This window comes from Bacillus sp. bc15, assembly GCF_900142585.1.
GTDB lineage: Bacteria > Bacillota > Bacilli > Bacillales > Bacillaceae_G > Bacillus_A > Bacillus_A cereus.
In genome coordinates, this window is record NZ_FRBJ01000003.1 from 344,431 (window position 1) to 363,625 (window position 19,195).

Here is a 19,195-nt window from a genome sequence, read left to right on the forward strand (position 1 = left end):
TAGCTTTCCATTTTTCTCACCATATAACATATATTGAAAATTTATTAAAAGGATGGGTGCTTCATGAACATTGGAAGTTTTCGCTTACCATTTTTTGAGAAAGAAACTCAAAACGTTATGCACCAAGATCTAGAAGCCTCTGAGATAATCAGTAATTTCTTACTTACCCATATTCCTATTAAAACTAATATACCACTCATTCTCGTTTGTATCGGAACAGATCGTTCTACAGGTGACGCACTCGGCCCGTTAGTTGGTACAAAACTTGAACAAATAGACATAAAAAACCTCCAAATATTCGGTACACTAGATGAGCCAGTACATGCACTAAATTTAGAAGAAAAAATTCAGAATATACAGAAAAAACATCCTACTGCATTTATAATTGCTGTTGATGCATGTTTAGGAAAGTCCCAAAATATTGGGTCAATCACTACTGGAAAGGGACCTAGTAAACCGGGTGCTGCTATGAATAAGAAATTACCTGCAGTTGGTGATCTGCATATACACGGTATCGTCAATCTAAATGGGTTTATGGAGTTTTTCGTTCTTCAAAATACAAGATTAAGTTTAGTCATGAAAATGGCTGATGTAATCGCACAAAGTATAAAAGAGACGGATCAAAAATTATCCGCATTAAAAAAAGCAAACCATCTATAAATAATAAGATGGTTTGCTTTTTAATTTTTCTGTGCTAATAGTTCTAAAATACGATTTAAATCTTCTTTATTAAAAAATTCAATTTCGATTTTACCTTTTTCTTTTTTCGTCTCTTTAATTTTCACATCTGTGCCAAACTTTTCTCTTAAGAACGTTTCACGTTCTACGAAAAATATATTTCGCTCTTTTTTCACTTTTTTTGTTTCACGTGAAACGTGTTTATTAATCTCTTGGACGATTTTCTCTAATTGACGAACATTTAATCCTTCTTTTTCAATGCGTTTCAATAAGGACTTCAATTGTTCTTCGTCTTTTATCGTAAGTAAAGTTCTCCCATGAGCCATTGAAAGTTGACCATTTGCAATCATATCTTGGACGAACGAAGGGAGGCTTAATAACCGAGTATAATTTGCAATGTAAGGTCTGCTTTTGCCAAGACGTTTCGCTAATTGTTCTTGCGTTACATTTAGCTCATTCATTAACATCTGGTATGCCATTGCCTCTTCCATAGGATTTAAATCTTCTCGTTGTAAGTTTTCTAACAAAGCAAATTCCATCATTTGCTGTTCAGTTAATTGTCTTACAACCGCAGGTACCTTTTCTAAACCAGCCTCTTTTGCAGCACGAAATCGTCTTTCACCTGCAACGATTTCATATCCTTTAATACTCTTTCTAGCAATTAATGGTTGTAGAATACCGTGTTCCTTAATCGAAATTGCTAATTCCTGAATAGCCTCTTTATTAAAGTGTTTACGCGGTTGATATGGATTTGGCCTTAATTCAGTTACAATAATCTCCTGAATTGTTTCCTCTTCTTTCACATCTAAATCAGGAAAAAACACATTAATTCCTCTTCCTAATCCTTTAGCCACCTGCAATCACTTCCTCTGCTAAATCTATATATACTTCTGCTCCTCTTGATTTAGCGTCATACTGCATAATAGGTTTCCCATGACTTGGAGCCTCGCTCAAGCGTACATTACGCGGAATAATCGAGCGATATACTTTATCCCTAAAATACTTTTTCACTTCATCTATAACTTGGATCCCTAAATTTGTACGAGCATCCAACATTGTTAACAATACGCCTTGAATTGCTAAATTTTTATTTAAATGTTTTTGTACAAGTCGAACTGTATTTAATAGCTGACTTAATCCTTCTAGTGCATAATATTCACACTGTACAGGAATAATAACAGAATCTGCTGCTGTTAATGCATTAATCGTTAATAACCCTAAAGACGGGGGACAGTCGATAATAATATAATCATATTCATCACGAACTGGCTGTAATGCTCTTTGCAAACGTACTTCCCGGGAAATAGTCGGTACCAATTCAATTTCAGCACCAGCCAATTGAATTGTAGCGGGTAGAACATCTAAGTTTTCAGTTGCGGTTTTCTGTATAACCCCTTGAACATCTGCATCTTCCACAAGAACGTTGTAAATACATTGATCTAATTCAGATTTTTCAATTCCCACACCAGTCGTTGCATTTCCTTGAGCATCAATATCTACAAGAAGGACTTTTTTACCTACTTGCGCCAATCCAGCCCCTAAATTAACAGATGTTGTGGTTTTTCCAACACCGCCTTTTTGATTAGCAATAGCAATGATTTTTCCCATGATGTCACCTACTTTCAACCTTTCTATCTTATTCTAGTAACAATTACGTTTATTGTAACATGAAATAAAACTTTTTCTTTTACGTCCTTTATTAAACTTCAAAATTTATTTCTAAACTCCTTCTTCATTTAACAAGAAAATATAGTAAAAGAGACCTCTCCAATAGGATAAGGTCTCTAACACGTCATTATTATTTTTTCTTTGGAATTTTAATTGTAATTTGATAGTACTCATCAAATTCTTCTTCCTCAGAATTAACATTTAAACCACTTTCAGTAACCATTTGTAAAGATTGTCTAATTGTATTCATAGCAATCCTCGTATCTCGACTTACTGCTTTTTGCTTTGCCTTACGCTTCGGTTTTGCTTCCTCTAGTAACTTCGCAATTCGTTCTTCTGTTTGCTTTACATTCAGTTGTTTCTCCACAATTTCCTGTAAAACCTTCAGTTGTAATTCCTCATTTTTTAAAGGAATGAGAGCGCGGGCATGACGTTCTGTAATACTTTTTTCTAATAATGCACTTTTTATTTCTTCAGGCAACTTTAACAATCGCAACTTATTTGCGATTGTAGATTGTCCTTTTCCAAGTCGTTGTGCCAATGCTTCTTGTGTTAAATTATGTAACTCAATCAGCTTTTGATACGCCACAGCTTCCTCGATTGCCGTTAGTTCCTCACGTTGCAAGTTTTCAATTAAAGCTACAGAAGCTGTCTCTGTATCATTTAAGTTCTTTATAATTGCAGGAACCTTTTCCCAACCTAACTTTGTTGCCGCGCGAAAACGTCTTTCTCCAGCAATAATCTCATACTTATCGTCCTCATATTGCCTTACAACAATCGGCTGAATAAGTCCATGTGTACGAATCGTTAATGCTAGCTCATCAATACGCGCATCATCAAAAACTGTTCTTGGTTGATAACGGTTAGGGGTAATATTTACTATCGGAATTTCTTGTATTTCCTCATATACCTTTTTATCTATCTCTTCATGGCTTTCGTCTTGTAATTCGAATTCGCTCTCTTTATCTCCAAAGCCAAATAAACGAGAAAACGTATTTTTCATACATATTCCACCACCTTTTAGGCCTATTGACTATTCTCCATAAAATGTTTCCTATGAAACATTTACGTTTTCATTTATATAATTTAATCTTACGTCTAATAAGATTTATTTTTCAATAGGTAATTTATTGGGTGTTCCCGGTTTGCGTGGATATTTCTTTGGTGTCTTGCGCTTTTTCTCGATTAATAAAATATTACGTTCACTCTCTTCAAACGGTAATTGGAACGTAGACATCTCTTTTAACTCTCCGCCTAGCACCTCTAAAGCATACTTGCCATTTTCGATTTCTTCGTTTGCTGCTGCACCTTTCATTGCAATGAATGTTCCTCCAACTTTTACAAGTGGTAAGCATAGCTCACTTAATACAGAAAGACGCGCAACTGCACGTGCCATTACAATATCGTATGATTCACGTACACCTTCTTTTTTCCCAAATGTTTCAGCACGATCATGACAAAATGCAACATCACTTAATTCTAACTTTTGTGCTAAGTGATTTAAGAAATTAATACGTTTTTGCAATGAATCTACAATTGTTACTTTTAAGTGCGGGAAACAGATTTTTAAAGGAATACTTGGGAATCCAGCCCCTGCACCAACATCACAAATTGAGAATGGTTTTGAAAAATCATAATAAAAAGCAGCTGTAATGGAATCAAAAAAGTGTTTTAAGTATACTTCTTCTTTTTCTGTAATAGCCGTTAAGTTCATTTTTTCATTCCACTCTACTAATGTTTCAAAGTAGATTTTGAACTGCTCTAATTGTCTAGAAGAGAGGGTGATTCCCTTCTCTTCTAGCATAGATTGAAATTGTTCTATGTTCATCTAGCAATATCTCCTTACTATGTTATTGGTTCGATACGCGCGCAATTTTTCCTTGTTCTATATACACAAGTAAAATGGAAATATCCGCTGGATTTACGCCAGAAATACGTGAAGCCTGCCCCATTGAAAGTGGACGAACATCTTTCAATTTCTGTCTAGCTTCTGAAGCAAGGCTAGAAATCGCGTCATAATCAATATCTACAGGGATTTTTTTACTCTCCATTTTCTTCATACGCTCTACTTGCTGTAAAGATTTTTCAATATATCCTTCGTACTTAATCTGAATTTCAACTTGTTCTGTAACTTCATCACTTAATTCTACTTCACTTGGTACTAAAAGATGAATATGCTCATATGTCATCTCTGGACGACGTAATAAGTCACTTGCACGTATTCCATCTTTCAATTCACTTCCGCCAATATTGCGAATTAATTCTTGAACTTCAGGACGTGGTTTAATAATAATGCTGCTTAAACGTTCCTTTTCCTGTTCAATTTGTAATTTTTTATTTGTAAATCGCTCATATCGCTCTTCTTTAATTAATCCAATTTCACGACCAACTTCAGTTAAACGAAGATCAGCATTATCGTGGCGTAATAATAGACGGTATTCTGCACGAGACGTTAATAAACGATATGGTTCATTTGTACCTTTCGTTACAAGATCATCAATTAAGACACCAATATAAGCATCCTCGCGGCCTAAAACAACTTCTTTTTTACCTAAAGAACGGCATGCTGCATTAATCCCAGCCATAAGCCCTTGTCCTGCCGCCTCTTCGTAACCAGAAGTTCCATTAATTTGTCCTGCTGTATATAAATTTTTAATCTTTTTCGTTTCAAGTGTTGGCCATAATTGTGTTGGCACAATTGCATCATATTCAATCGCATAACCTGTGCGCATCATTTCAACATTTTCTAGGCCTGGAATTGTTCTAAGCATGTCACGTTGTACATCTTCTGGTAGGCTTGTGGATAAACCTTGTACATATACTTCTTGTGTATTACGCCCTTCTGGCTCTAAGAAAATTTGATGACGTGGTTTGTCATTAAATCTTACTACTTTGTCTTCAATAGAAGGACAGTACCTAGGGCCTGTTCCTTTAATCATACCAGAATACATAGCTGAACGATGTAAATTTTCATCTATTAAACGGTGTGTTTCTGTACTTGTATATGTCAACCAACATGGAATTTGATCCATAATAAATTTCGTTGTTTCAAAAGAGAACGAACGCGGCTTATCATCACCTGGTTGAATTTCCGTTTTACTGTAGTCAATTGTATTACTGTTTACACGCGGAGGTGTCCCTGTTTTAAATCTAACAAGATCAAATCCAAGCTCCTCTAAATGCTCAGATAATGTAATAGACGGTTGTTGATTATTTGGACCGCTTGAATATTTTAAATCGCCCATGATAATCTCGCCACGTAAAAATGTTCCAGTCGTAATTACAACGGTTTTCGCTGTATATTCTGCACCAGCTTGTGTAACTACCCCTTTACATATACCTTCTTCAACGATTAAACGCTCTACCATTCCTTGGAACAACGTTAAGTTTGGTGTTTCTTCAATTGTTTTCTTCAATTCATGTTGGTAAGAGAATTTATCAGCTTGCGCTCGAAGTGCACGTACAGCTGGACCCTTACCTGTATTTAGCATACGCATTTGAATATGAGTTTTATCAATATTACGTCCCATTTCTCCGCCTAATGCATCAATTTCACGAACAACAATCCCTTTTGCTGGTCCACCAACAGAAGGGTTACATGGCATGAATGCTACCATATCTAAGTTAATTGTTAACATTAATGTTTTTGAGCCCATTCGTGCTGCCGCAAGACCAGCTTCACATCCTGCATGACCTGCACCGATTACTATGACATCGTATGAACCGGCATTGTATCCCATTGTTTATTCCTCCTAATAATCTCTATCTTTCTAAAACATCACTATATTATTTTCCTAAACAAAATTGAGAGAACAACTGGTCAATTAGGCTTTCATGGACTGTGTCACCAGTAATTTCACCAAGTATTTCCCACGTTCTTGTTAAATCAATTTGCACCATATCAATTGGTACACCATTTTCTATTGCCTCAATTGCATCACCGATTGTTTGTCCCGCTTGTGTTAATAATCCAATATGTCTCGCATTAGAAACATATGTCATATCTGTAGAATCGATTGTTCCTTCAAAGAATAAATCAGCTATTGCCTTTTCGAGTTCATCTATTCCTTGTTCCTCAATTAAGGATGTTGTAATAACACGATTTCCCTTGGCTAACTCTGTAACACGTTCCATATCAATCGCTTGCGGTAAATCAGTCTTATTCACAATAACAATAAAGTCTTTTCCTTGTACCGCATGGAATAGATCTTCATCCTCATTTGTTAAAGCCTCGCTATAGTTGACAACAACTAATACTAAATCTGCTTGGCTCATCATTTCTTTTGAACGCTCCACACCAATTCGTTCAACAACATCTTCTGTCTCACGAATACCGGCTGTATCTATAAGTTTAAGAGGTACGCCACGCACATTAACGTACTCTTCAATAACATCACGAGTTGTTCCTGCAATATCAGTTACAATTGCTTTTTTCTCCTGAACAAGGCTATTTAATAACGATGATTTTCCAACATTAGGCCTACCGATAATTGCTGTAGCAATACCTTCACGTAAGATTTTCCCTTGTTTTGATGTTTCTAATATTTTTTCGATTTCCGAACGAACATGCGTTGCTTTCTCAATTAAAATATTATGTGTCATCTCTTCTACATCATCGTATTCTGGATAATCTATATTTACCTCAACATGAGCTAATGTTTCTAATATTTCTTGACGTAAGCGACCAATTAATTTAGATAATCGCCCTTCCATTTGATTAATTGCTACATTCATCGCACGATCTGTTTTTGCTCGAATTAAATCCATAACAGCTTCTGCTTGTGATAAATCGATACGTCCATTTAAAAAAGCACGTTTTGTAAATTCGCCCGGTTCTGCCAATCGTACTCCTTGCGCTAGAATAAGTTGCAATACTTTATTTACTGAAACAAGTCCGCCATGACAGTTAATTTCCACTATATTTTCACGTGTAAAAGTCCTCGGTGCGCGCATAATAGACACCATAACTTCTTCAATAACTTGATTTGTATCTAAATCAACAATATGACCATAATGAATAGTATGAGAAGAAACCTCTGTTAAATCCTTCCCTTTAAAAATACGGTCAACTTTCTCAACCGCATCATCCCCACTTACTCGAACAATGGCAATTGCACCCTCTCCAAGCGCTGTGGAAATCGCAGCAATTGTATCAAATTCCATGTCCTTTCACCTCACTTGCTTATTTATCTCTATTTCAACATGATTATTTCTTTCACTAAATTATTAGGATACCATAACGAACCTATCTACAAAAGAAGAATAACTCATTTTATTATATCCCCATGTAAAAAACACTAAACTTATTCACAGTGGATAAGTTTAGTGTTTTTTAGTTATCCACATCTATTTTTCGCTCGAAAAAACCGGCACTCATTTGAGCAACCGGTCATTTAGGAGATATTACAACATGCCGATGTGGTTCATTTCCTTCAGAAGTTGTTTTGATACCTTGATGATTTGATAATGCCTGATGAATAATTTTTCGTTCAAAAGATGGCATCGGTTCTAAAATAACTCTTTTTTTCGTATTAGATACTTGTTTCGCTAATCGATAAGAAAGTGATTCTAACGTACTTTTTCTTTTACTACGATAATTTTCAGCATCTAGTGTAATACCGATATACTGCTTCGTGTTACGATTTGCGACAAGTTTTGTTAAATACTGTAAAGAGTTCAATGTATTACCTCTTTTTCCAATTAAAACTCCTACATCATCACCAGAAATTGTAAATTCAATCTCGCGTCCTTTTACAATTTTACTAATTTCAACTTCCACACCCATATTGTGAATAACATTTCTTAAATATTCTTCACATTCCTGAATTGGATCTTTCTTCAATACAACTTCTACTACTGCAGGACGATTCCCAAATAAACCTAAGAACCCTCTTTTACCCTCATCGACAATATTTATATCTACTCGATCTTTTGATGTGTTTAATTGCCTTAAAGCATCCTCTACTGCCAGCTCGACTGTTTGTCCTTTAGCAGTAATTATACTCACTTGCTTGAGCCTCCAGCTTTGTTAGCCTTAATCTCTGGCCCTTTGATAAAGTACATTTGAGCAATACCAAAGATATTACCAACAACCCAGTAAAGTGATAATGCAGCTGGGAAGTTAATTGCAAAGATTAAAATCATAATCGGCATAAGCCAAAGCATCATTGCCATTTGCGGATTTTGACCAGCTGTTCCTGCCATTGCAAGCTTTTGCTGAATAAATGTCGTAATTGCCGCAACAACTGGTAAGATATAGAACGGATCTGCCTGTCCTAAATCAAACCATAAAAATGTATGTTCACTAATTGCTGTTGTTCTCATAATCGCATGATAAAACGCGAATAAAATAGGCATCTGAACAAATATCGGTAAACATCCTGCCAATGGATTTACACCATTCTTTTGATATAACTGCATCATTTCTTGTTGTAGTTTTTGCTGCGTTGCTTGATCTTTAGAACTATATTTCTCTTTTAACTTCACCATTTCTGGTTGTAACGCTTGCATTGCCTTTGTACTCTTCGTTTGTTTAATCATTAATGGTAATAATGCAAAACGAATGATAAGAGTTGTAATAACAATTGCTAAACCGTAATTACTGTTAAATAAGTCGGCAAAATACGTGATTAACTGAGAAAGTGGATATACGAAATATTCATTCCAAATCCCAGTACTTTTTGATGTAATCGGCTGACCCGTTTCACTACAACCGGTGGCAATCGCCATTAATGCAACGACCATGGCTAGTAAACCTAATTTCTTTTTCAAAGCCTACTCCTCCTTGTATCGGTATGTATATAGTGTAATTCATTTCCTTACGCTACTTTTTTATTCTTTTCATACCAGAGCGTTTAAAGACATGAATTAAGCTTTTCTTTACTTCTTCATATGTCATCTCTGCACAAGGCTTCCTTGCTATTATAACAAAATCTTTTCCAGAATCTATCTCATCTTTTAACTCTGTAATAGCCTGACGGACCATGCGCTTAATTCGATTACGAACTACTGCATTTCCTATTTTCTTGCTAACAGAAAGGCCGATGCGAAAGTTTGGCTGTTCTTCTTTATCTAATTGGTATACAACAAACTGACGATTCGCATTTGATTTTCCTTTTTGAAAAACCGCCTGGAATTCATCATTCTTCTTTATACGATGTTTTTTCTTCATATCAATTGACACTCCTGTATTTCATCAGCGGAAATTCACTATTATTAGAAAAAAAGACCACTGAACGATCAGTGGTCTACGCAGATAATACTTTTCTTCCTTTACGACGACGAGCTGCTAGCACTTTACGTCCGTTCGCTGTGCTCATACGGCTGCGGAAACCATGTACTTTGCTGCGCTTACGTTTATTTGGTTGGTAAGTTCTTTTCATTATATGACACCTCCCTGAGGAATATCTGTTAAAGACAGTCCTATAAATTATAGTTAATTAACTAGGAAAATGTCAATGGTTCTAGAAATTTTCATCAAATATTCATTTTGAACCTATTCACATACTTTTTCACAGCATCTATATTTCCTTGTGGATAAATGTTTTTTCACGTTTTTTATATCCACAAACTTTTTTCCCACTTTTACACAGTATATCGTGTTGTGGACAAGTTTATTCCACAAGGTATTGATTTTGTGGATAACTTTCTTAAATTCATTGCTATAGCCACTTTTTTTTGATATTATAGTTGTGTTTTCACTTTGAATAAGTTTTCCACACCTTTATCTTATCCACAATTTGTGTATAACATGTGGACAGTTTTAATCACATGTGGGTAAATAGTTGTCCACATTTGCTTTTTTTGTCGAAAACCCTATCTCATATACAAACGACGTTTTTAGGTTTTAAAATACGTTTCGTATAAATATACATTTTATATTTATTAGGTTGTACATTTCTTGCGCAACCTTATTCTTTTACCATCTTAGTAAAGGAGGGACACCTTTGGAAAATATCTCTGATTTATGGAATAGTGCCTTAAAAGAATTAGAAAAAAAGGTAAGCAAGCCTAGTTATGAAACATGGTTAAAATCAACAACGGCTCATAACTTGAAGAAAGACGTATTAACGATTACAGCTCCAAATGAATTTGCTCGTGACTGGCTAGAATCTCATTACTCAGAACTAATTTCGGAAACACTATACGATTTAACAGGGGCAAAATTAGCAATTCGCTTTATTATTCCCCAAAGTCAATCGGAAGAGGACATTGATCTTCCTCCAGTTAAGCGGAATCCAGCACAAGATGATTCAGCTCATTTACCACAGAGCATGTTAAATCCAAAATATACATTTGATACATTTGTTATCGGCTCTGGTAACCGTTTTGCCCATGCAGCTTCATTAGCTGTAGCCGAGGCGCCAGCTAAAGCGTATAATCCACTCTTTATTTACGGGGGAGTTGGGCTTGGAAAGACGCATTTAATGCACGCAATTGGTCATTATGTAATTGAACATAATCCAAATGCAAAAGTTGTATATTTATCATCAGAAAAATTCACGAATGAATTTATTAACTCTATTCGTGATAATAAAGCTGTTGATTTTCGTAATAAATATCGCAACGTAGATGTTTTATTGATAGATGATATTCAATTTCTTGCTGGAAAAGAACAAACTCAAGAAGAGTTTTTCCATACATTTAATGCATTACACGAAGAAAGTAAACAAATTGTAATTTCTAGTGATCGACCACCAAAAGAAATTCCAACTTTAGAAGATCGTCTTCGTTCTCGCTTTGAATGGGGACTTATTACAGATATTACGCCGCCAGATTTAGAGACACGAATTGCAATTTTACGCAAAAAGGCAAAAGCTGAAGGGCTTGATATACCAAATGAAGTTATGCTTTATATCGCAAATCAAATTGATTCAAATATTCGTGAATTAGAAGGTGCACTTATCCGAGTTGTAGCTTATTCATCTTTAATTAATAAAGATATTAATGCTGATTTAGCAGCTGAAGCACTTAAAGATATTATTCCAAATTCTAAGCCGAAAATTATCTCTATTTATGATATTCAAAAAGCTGTCGGAGACGTTTATCAAGTAAAATTAGAAGATTTTAAAGCGAAAAAACGCACAAAATCAGTTGCGTTTCCTCGCCAAATTGCAATGTATTTATCACGCGAACTTACGGATTCCTCTTTACCAAAAATAGGTGAAGAATTTGGTGGACGTGATCATACAACAGTTATCCATGCCCATGAAAAAATTTCTAAACTACTAAAAACCGATACGCAATTACAAAAGCAAGTTGAAGAAATTAATGGTATTTTAAAGTAGTAGCTGAATAGTGTGAATAACTTACCTTGTTTTACGCACAGTCTATCCACATGTAGATAGACTGTTTTTACATCCTTCAAAGGGGTTATCCACATATCCACAAGCCCTATTACTATTACTACTATTTTTTTATCTTTATTAATTAAATAAAATCTTATACTTACCGGAGGTTTTTCTTTATGCGTTTTACAATACAAAAAGACTATCTTGTAAGAGGTGTACAAGATGTAATGAAGGCAGTTTCTTCTCGTACAACAATCCCTATCCTTACGGGAATTAAAGTTGTAGCTACTGAAGAAGGGGTTACATTAACAGGAAGCGATGCTGATATTTCTATTGAATCGTTTATTCCTGTCGAAGAAAATGGAAAAGAAATCGTAGAAATAGCTCAATCAGGAAGCATTGTTTTACAAGCAAAATATTTTAGTGAGATTGTAAAAAAACTACCTAAAGATACTGTCGAAATTTCTGTGGAAAATCATTTTATGACAAAAATAAAATCTGGAAAATCAGAATTTAACTTAAATGGTTTAGATTCTGCAGAATATCCGTTATTACCACAGATTGAAGAACATCATGTATTTAAGATACCAACAGATTTACTTAAGCATATGATCAGACAAACTGTATTTGCAGTTTCTACTTCTGAAACAAGACCAATCTTGACAGGTGTAAACTGGAAGGTATATAACAGCGAGTTAACTTGTATTGCAACAGATAGTCATAGACTAGCACTTCGAAAAGCGAAAATCGAAGGACATAATATTGCAGATGAATTTCAAGCTAATGTTGTTATCCCAGGTAAGAGCTTAAATGAATTAAGTAAGATTCTAGATGAGTCTGAAGAAATGGTGGATATCGTTATTACGGAGTATCAAGTATTATTCCGTACAAAACATTTATTATTCTTCTCAAGATTGTTAGAAGGAAATTATCCAGATACAACACGTTTAATTCCAGCAGAGAGTAAAACGGATATTTTTGTGAATACAAAAGAATTCCTACAAGCAATTGATCGTGCTTCACTATTAGCGAGAGATGGCCGCAATAACGTTGTCAAATTATCAACTTTAGAGCAAGAAATGCTAGAGATTTCTTCGAATTCACCAGAAATCGGAAAAGTTGTCGAAGAAGTACAATGTGAAAAAGTGGATGGAGAAGAGTTAAAAATATCTTTTAGTGCAAAATATATGATGGATGCATTGAAAGCCTTGGATAGTACAGAGATTAAAGTTAGTTTTACTGGGGCGATGAGACCGTTCTTAATTCGTACAGTAAATGATGATTCAATTATTCAATTAATTTTACCAGTTCGTACTTACTAGGTAAGGAATAAGGGTTGCTAGTTTAAAGATGCTAGTGGCCCTTATTTGATTTTTGGGTATTACTTTCCTAATGTTAGTTTATTTAGTACAATGAAAGAATGAACACTTTCAGAAAGTGAGCGATTTTATGAAACATATTAAAATTTCAACAGAGTATATTACACTAGGACAATTTTTAAAGTTAGCTGATGTAATTGATACAGGTGGCGCTGTAAAATGGTTTTTACAAGAATATGAAGTGTACGTGAACAACGAACTTGAAAATAGAAGAGGTCGCAAACTATATGCGAATGATGTTATTGAAATTCCAGGAAGCGGAACTTTCCAAGTTCAGGCATAAAGGGGGAGCCCTTTGTTTATTTCAGAAATACAATTAAAAAACTATCGCAATTATGAAAAATTAGAGCTTTCCTTTGAAGATAAGGTAAATGTAATTATCGGCGAAAATGCACAAGGGAAAACAAACTTGATGGAAGCTATTTATGTTTTAGCGATGGCGAAATCTCATAGAACCTCTAATGATCGCGAACTTATCCGCTGGGATGAAGAGTTTGGTCAAATAAAAGGGAAATTACAAAAAAGAAACAGTTCTTTGTCTTTGGAATTAAATATTTCGAAAAAAGGTAAAAAGGCAAAATTAAATCAACTTGAACAACAAAAGTTAAGTCAATATATTGGCGTGATGAACGTTGTCATGTTTGCCCCAGAAGATTTAAATCTTGTAAAAGGAAGCCCTCAAGTAAGAAGACGCTTTTTAGATATGGAATTAGGACAAATAGCTCCTGTATATTTGTATGAATTAAGTCAATATCAAAAGGTGCTCACGCAACGAAATCACTTGTTGAAAAAAATGCAAGGGAATAGTAAGAATGAGGAAACGATGTTGGATGTATTTACCCTTCAACTAATTAAGCATGGTGCAAAAATACTGCAAAAACGTTTTGAATTTTTGCATTTGCTACAGGAATGGGCAGCTCCAATTCATCGCGGTATAAGCCGTGGATTAGAAGAGTTAGAAATTGTCTATAAACCAAGTGTAGATGTATCAGAATCAATGGATTTGTCGAAAATAAAAGAAGTATACTATGAAAGTTTTCAATCTGTGAAACAACGTGAAATTTTCCGTGGTACGACTTTAATTGGTCCTCATCGTGATGATTTACAATTCTTCGTTAATAGTAAAAATGTTCAAGTCTTTGGTTCGCAAGGACAACAACGAACGACCGCACTATCCCTAAAATTAGCTGAAATTGAATTAATTTATTCAGAGGTTAAAGAATATCCAATCCTTTTACTGGATGATGTTTTATCAGAATTAGACGATTATCGTCAATCACATCTGTTAAATACAATTCAAGGAAAGGTGCAAACATTTGTTACAACGACGAGTGTCGACGGAATTGAACACGAAACATTAAAAGATGCGAAAACAATTCATGTAACGAACGGCACGGTAGATTGTGAAATAGATAGGGCATAAACCCCTGTTTAAATGGAAAAGTAGGTGATCTTTGTGTCAATGGAACAAAAACAAATGCAAGAAAATGCATATGATGAAAGTCAGATACAGGTACTTGAAGGACTAGAGGCAGTTCGGAAACGCCCGGGTATGTATATTGGATCTACGAGTGGGAAGGGACTTCACCACCTTGTATGGGAGATTGTCGATAATAGTATCGATGAAGCGTTAGCAGGATATTGCGATGAAATTAACGTTAGTATCGAAGAAGATAATAGTATTCTTGTAACGGATAATGGACGTGGTATTCCAGTTGGTATACAAGAAAAAATGGGACGTCCTGCAGTAGAGGTTATTATGACTGTCCTCCACGCTGGTGGTAAATTTGGCGGTGGCGGTTATAAAGTTTCTGGTGGTTTGCACGGTGTTGGTGCATCTGTTGTAAATGCCTTATCAACAGAATTAGAAGTATTTGTACATCGTGATGGCAAAATCCATTACCAAAAATACGAAAGAGGTATTCCGGTTGCAGATTTAAAAGTCATCGGTGATACAGATAAGACTGGAACAATAACTCGCTTTAAACCGGATCCAGAAATTTTTAAAGAGACGACAGAATATGAATTCGATACGCTAGCGACTCGTATGCGTGAGTTGGCGTTTTTAAATCGTAATATTAAATTAACAATTGAAGATAAACGTGAACATAAGCAAAAGAAAGAGTTCCACTATGAAGGTGGAATTAAATCATATGTTGAACATTTAAATCGTTCAAAACAACCAATTCATGAAGAGCCTGTATATGTAGAAGGTTCAAAAGATGGTATTCAAGTTGAAGTTGCGCTTCAATATAACGAAGGATATACAAATCATATTTACTCATTTACAAATAATATTCATACGTATGAAGGTGGTACACATGAGGTAGGATTTAAAACTGCCTTAACACGTGTGATTAACGATTATGGTCGTAAAAATAACATTTTAAAAGATGCGGATAGTAATTTGACTGGTGAAGATGTTCGTGAAGGTTTAACAGCAATCGTGTCAATTAAACATCCAAATCCACAATTTGAAGGGCAAACGAAGACGAAACTTGGAAATAGTGAAGCGAGAACGATTACGGAGTCAGTATTCTCTGAGGCTTTTGAAAAATTCTTACTGGAAAATCCCAATGTTGCACGTAAGGTTGTAGATAAAGGGACGATGGCAGCACGTGCGCGTGTAGCAGCTAAAAAGGCTCGTGAGCTAACTCGCCGAAAGAGTGCTTTAGAAGTTTCAAGTTTACCAGGGAAATTGGCAGATTGTTCTTCTAAAGATCCAGCAATTAGTGAAATTTATATCGTAGAGGGTGACTCTGCGGGTGGATCTGCAAAACAAGGACGCGATCGTCATTTTCAAGCAATTTTACCGCTGAAGGGTAAAATTATTAATGTTGAAAAGGCACGCTTAGATAAGATTTTATCAAATGATGAAGTTCGTACAATTATTACGGCGATTGGTACAAATATTGGTGGGGACTTCGATATCGAAAAAGCACGCTATCATAAAGTTATTATTATGACCGATGCTGATGTTGATGGTGCGCATATTCGTACCCTATTATTAACGTTCTTCTATCGTTATATGCGTCAAATAATTGAGTGTGGATATATATATATCGCACAGCCACCTTTGTTTAAAGTGCAACAAGGTAAAAAAATTCAATATGCTTATAATGATAAAGAACTTGAAAAAATATTAGCTGAGTTACCAGCCCAGCCGAAACCAGGAATTCAACGTTATAAAGGTCTTGGAGAGATGAATCCAACTCAGCTATGGGAGACGACAATGGATCCAGAAGTACGTTCGTTACTTCAAGTTTCCCTTCAAGATGCAATAGAAGCAGATGAAACATTTGAAATTTTAATGGGTGATAAAGTGGAACCGCGTCGTAACTTTATCCAAGAGAATGCAAAATACGTGAAAAACCTTGATATTTAAATGAGTAATGACAGGAATCTAAGTATTCCTGTCTTCTACATATAAATCAATGTATGTGTAACGGAAATGTAAGAGGAGGTGCTCGTTGATGTCAGACAATCAACAACAAGCACGAATTCGAGAAATTAATATTAGTCATGAAATGCGTACCTCATTTTTAGATTACGCAATGAGTGTTATCGTATCTCGTGCATTACCAGATGTTCGTGATGGATTAAAACCTGTGCATCGTAGGGTTTTATATGCGATGAATGATTTAGGAATTACAGCTGATAAAGCGTATAAGAAATCAGCACGTATTGTCGGTGAAGTAATCGGTAAGTATCACCCTCATGGAGATTCAGCCGTTTATGAAACAATGGTACGTATGGCGCAAGATTTCAGTCAACGTTATATGCTTGTAGATGGGCATGGTAACTTCGGTTCTGTAGATGGAGATTCAGCAGCGGCAATGCGTTATACAGAGGCAAGAATGTCTAAGATTTCTATGGAATTAATACGTGATATTTCAAAAAATACAATTGATTACCAAGATAACTACGATGGTTCGGAAAGAGAGCCGATTGTATTACCAGCGCGTTTCCCTAATTTATTAGTAAACGGTACGACAGGTATTGCAGTTGGTATGGCAACAAATATTCCGCCACATCAACTTGGCGAAGTAATTGATGGTGTGTTGGCATTAAGCCATAATCCAGATATCACTATCGCGGAATTAATGGAATATATTCCTGGGCCAGACTTCCCGACATCAGGTTTAATCTTAGGGCGAAGTGGCATCCGGAGAGCTTATGAAACAGGACGAGGTTCTATTATGCTTCGTGCCAAAGTTGAAATTGAAGAGAAATCAAATGGTAAACAATCTATTATCGTAACGGAACTACCTTATCAAGTTAATAAGGCACGATTAATTGAAAAAATCGCAGAATTAGTTCGCGATAAGAAAATTGAAGGTATTACAGATTTACGTGATGAATCAGACCGAAATGGTATGCGTATTGTCATGGAAGTACGTCGTGACGCTAATGCAAACGTACTATTAAACAATCTATATAAACATACAGCACTTCAAACAAGTTTCGGTATTAATATGTTGTCTCTTGTAAATGGAGAGCCTCAAGTACTAAACTTAAAACAAAACTTATATCATTATTTGGAGCACCAGAAGGTAGTAATCCGTAGACGTACTGCTTATGAATTAGAAAAAGCAGAGGCACGTGCCCATATTTTAGAAGGATTACGAATTGCTTTAGATCATCTTGATGAAGTTATTACGTTAATTCGTAGTTCAAAAACGGCTGATATTGCAAAGCAAGGCTTAATGGAACGTTTCGGTTTAAGTGAGAAACAAGCGCAAGCGATTTTAGATATGCGTCTGCAACGCTTAACTGGATTAGAACGTGAAAAAATCGAGCAAGAATATCAAGACTTAATGAAATTAATTGCTGAATTAAAAGCGATTTTAGCAGATGAAGAGAAAGTTCTTGAGATTATTCGTGAAGAATTAACAGAAGTAAAAGAGCGTTTCAATGATAAGAGACGAACAGAAATTACAATTGGCGGTATGGAATTTATTGAAGATGAAGATTTAATTCCTGAGCAAAACATTGCGATTACGTTAACTCATAACGGTTATATTAAGAGGTTACCAGCTTCTACGTACAAAACACAGAACCGTGGGGGACGTGGTGTACAAGGAATGGGTACGAATGATGATGACTTTGTTGAACACTTATTAACAACGTCTACTCATGATCATATTTTATTCTTTACAAACAAGGGTAAAGTATACCGTACGAAAGGATATGAAATCCCAGAGTATAGTCGTACTGCAAAAGGGCTACCAATTATTAACCTATTAGGGGTAGATAAGGGTGAGTGGATCAATGCCATTATTCCAATTCGTGAATTTGGTGACGACCAGTTCTTATTCTTTACAACGAAACAAGGTATTTCTAAGAGAACGCCACTTTCATCATTTGCAAATATACGTACAAACGGTTTAATTGCAATTTCGCTTCGTGAAGAAGATGAAGTGATTTCTGTACGTTTAACATCTGGCGATAAAGATATTATCGTAGGGACAAGCAACGGTATGTTAATTCGCTTCAATGAACAAGATGTACGTTCTATGGGCCGTAATGCAGCTGGTGTAAAAGCTATTACATTAGGCGAAGAGGACCAAGTAGTAGGTATGGAAATTGTTGAAGAAGATACGAATGTTTTAATTGTAACGAAAAACGGGTATGGTAAGCGTACTCCAGTTGAAGAGTATCGACTACAAAGTCGTGGTGGTAAAGGTCTTAAGACTTGTAACATTACAGATAAAAACGGTAAGTTAGTAGCGGTTAAGTCTGTAACAGGTGAAGAAGACATCATGCTAATTACAGCCGCAGGCGTTATTATTCGTATGCCAGTTGATCAAATCTCTCAAATGGGACGTAATACACAAGGTGTTCGTCTAATTCGTTTAGAGGATGAGCAAGAGGTAGCGACAGTAGCAAAAGCACAGAAAGATGAAGAAGAAGAATCTAATGAAGAAGTTTCTTCTGAAGAATAAGAGGGGGATTTTCCCCCTCTTATTTTTTTATAATAATACTTGCATAGTAATAGAAAAGTCTATATAATAGGCAGAGTCAGCAAATGAGAGATACAAATTATCTTGAAAAACTTGTTGACGAAAATAATATACTATGATATATTATAAAAGTCGCTGAAACGCGATATTGAACTTTGAAAACTAAACGAAACAAACAACGTGAAACGTCAATTTTTATTTTTAGATGCTAGACAAA

At 35.4% G+C, this 19,195-nt stretch carries 17 protein-coding genes; 7 read left to right on the forward strand and 10 right to left on the reverse strand.

Going from position 1 to position 19,195, the window contains the following annotated elements:
* The first annotated feature begins 63 nt into the window (after positions 1 to 63).
* Positions 64 to 660 carry a spore protease YyaC gene (yyaC, locus tag BUA87_RS15455; RefSeq protein ID WP_001020709.1) on the forward strand — a complete coding sequence of 199 codons (597 nt, stop codon included), beginning with the start codon at positions 64 to 66 and terminating at the stop codon, positions 658 to 660.
* A 20-nt stretch (positions 661 to 680) separates the two neighbouring features.
* Here the strand turns inward: yyaC and spo0J are convergent, their stop codons facing one another.
* The 10 genes from spo0J to rpmH form a co-directional block, all read right to left on the reverse strand.
* Positions 681 to 1,532 (reverse strand): stage 0 sporulation protein Spo0J, encoded by an 852-nt coding sequence (spo0J, locus tag BUA87_RS15460; RefSeq protein ID WP_001051823.1) that lies wholly within the window; start codon positions 1,530 to 1,532, stop codon positions 681 to 683.
* On the reverse strand, positions 1,525 to 2,286 hold the full coding sequence (soj, locus tag BUA87_RS15465) for a sporulation initiation inhibitor protein Soj (protein ID WP_000516114.1): 762 nt from the start codon (positions 2,284 to 2,286) through the stop codon (positions 1,525 to 1,527). Before soj ends, spo0J begins: the two co-directional genes overlap by 8 nt.
* A 190-nt stretch (positions 2,287 to 2,476) precedes the next feature.
* Positions 2,477 to 3,349: a nucleoid occlusion protein gene (gene noc, locus BUA87_RS15470; RefSeq protein WP_000799016.1), complete on the reverse strand. Its 873-nt coding sequence runs from the start codon at positions 3,347 to 3,349 to the stop codon at positions 2,477 to 2,479.
* 105 nt (positions 3,350 to 3,454) lie between these two features.
* A complete protein-coding gene (rsmG, locus tag BUA87_RS15475) occupies positions 3,455 to 4,174 on the reverse strand; it encodes a 16S rRNA (guanine(527)-N(7))-methyltransferase RsmG (protein WP_001019628.1) in 720 nt (239 codons plus the stop codon).
* A gap of 22 nt (positions 4,175 to 4,196) precedes the next feature.
* The gene (gene mnmG, locus BUA87_RS15480; RefSeq protein WP_000541052.1) at positions 4,197 to 6,086 is read right to left on the reverse strand and encodes a tRNA uridine-5-carboxymethylaminomethyl(34) synthesis enzyme MnmG; all 1,890 of its coding nucleotides are present in this window, start codon (positions 6,084 to 6,086) and stop codon (positions 4,197 to 4,199) included.
* A gap of 46 nt (positions 6,087 to 6,132) precedes the next feature.
* The gene (mnmE, locus tag BUA87_RS15485; RefSeq protein ID WP_071713784.1) at positions 6,133 to 7,509 is read right to left on the reverse strand and encodes a tRNA uridine-5-carboxymethylaminomethyl(34) synthesis GTPase MnmE; all 1,377 of its coding nucleotides are present in this window, start codon (positions 7,507 to 7,509) and stop codon (positions 6,133 to 6,135) included.
* Between the two features lie 226 nt (positions 7,510 to 7,735).
* Positions 7,736 to 8,353 carry an RNA-binding cell elongation regulator Jag/EloR gene (gene jag, locus BUA87_RS15490; RefSeq protein WP_000022795.1) on the reverse strand — a complete coding sequence of 206 codons (618 nt, stop codon included), beginning with the start codon at positions 8,351 to 8,353 and terminating at the stop codon, positions 7,736 to 7,738.
* Entirely contained in the window at positions 8,350 to 9,117 is a 768-nt protein-coding gene (spoIIIJ, locus tag BUA87_RS15495; protein ID WP_000727740.1) for a YidC family membrane integrase SpoIIIJ, read from the reverse strand. The genes jag and spoIIIJ overlap by 4 nt, the downstream gene beginning before the upstream one ends.
* A gap of 52 nt (positions 9,118 to 9,169) precedes the next feature.
* Positions 9,170 to 9,517: a ribonuclease P protein component gene (rnpA, locus tag BUA87_RS15500; protein WP_000726621.1), complete on the reverse strand. Its 348-nt coding sequence runs from the start codon at positions 9,515 to 9,517 to the stop codon at positions 9,170 to 9,172.
* Positions 9,518 to 9,593: 76 nt separating this feature from the next.
* A complete protein-coding gene (rpmH, locus tag BUA87_RS15505; RefSeq protein ID WP_000831901.1) occupies positions 9,594 to 9,728 on the reverse strand; it encodes a 50S ribosomal protein L34 in 135 nt (44 codons plus the stop codon).
* A 564-nt stretch (positions 9,729 to 10,292) separates the two neighbouring features.
* On the opposite strand from rpmH, the gene dnaA reads away from it, so the two are divergent.
* The 6 genes from dnaA to gyrA all read left to right on the forward strand — a co-directional run bounded on the left by dnaA (position 10,293) and on the right by gyrA (position 18,960).
* The gene (dnaA, locus tag BUA87_RS15510; RefSeq protein ID WP_000428028.1) at positions 10,293 to 11,633 is read left to right on the forward strand and encodes a chromosomal replication initiator protein DnaA; all 1,341 of its coding nucleotides are present in this window, start codon (positions 10,293 to 10,295) and stop codon (positions 11,631 to 11,633) included.
* A gap of 179 nt (positions 11,634 to 11,812) precedes the next feature.
* Positions 11,813 to 12,958, forward strand: coding sequence for a DNA polymerase III subunit beta (dnaN, locus tag BUA87_RS15515; RefSeq protein WP_001212886.1), 1,146 nt, complete (start codon positions 11,813 to 11,815; stop codon positions 12,956 to 12,958).
* Between the two features lie 127 nt (positions 12,959 to 13,085).
* Positions 13,086 to 13,298 (forward strand): S4 domain-containing protein YaaA, encoded by a 213-nt coding sequence (yaaA, locus tag BUA87_RS15520; RefSeq protein ID WP_000680510.1) that lies wholly within the window; start codon positions 13,086 to 13,088, stop codon positions 13,296 to 13,298.
* A 12-nt stretch (positions 13,299 to 13,310) separates the two neighbouring features.
* The gene (gene recF, locus BUA87_RS15525; RefSeq protein WP_072940195.1) at positions 13,311 to 14,438 is read left to right on the forward strand and encodes a DNA replication/repair protein RecF; all 1,128 of its coding nucleotides are present in this window, start codon (positions 13,311 to 13,313) and stop codon (positions 14,436 to 14,438) included.
* A gap of 39 nt (positions 14,439 to 14,477) precedes the next feature.
* On the forward strand, positions 14,478 to 16,400 hold the full coding sequence (gene gyrB, locus BUA87_RS15530) for a DNA topoisomerase (ATP-hydrolyzing) subunit B (RefSeq protein ID WP_000435980.1): 1,923 nt from the start codon (positions 14,478 to 14,480) through the stop codon (positions 16,398 to 16,400).
* 88 nt (positions 16,401 to 16,488) lie between these two features.
* A complete protein-coding gene (gene gyrA, locus BUA87_RS15535; RefSeq protein ID WP_001282866.1) occupies positions 16,489 to 18,960 on the forward strand; it encodes a DNA gyrase subunit A in 2,472 nt (823 codons plus the stop codon).
* Positions 18,961 to 19,195: the final 235 nt, after the last annotated feature.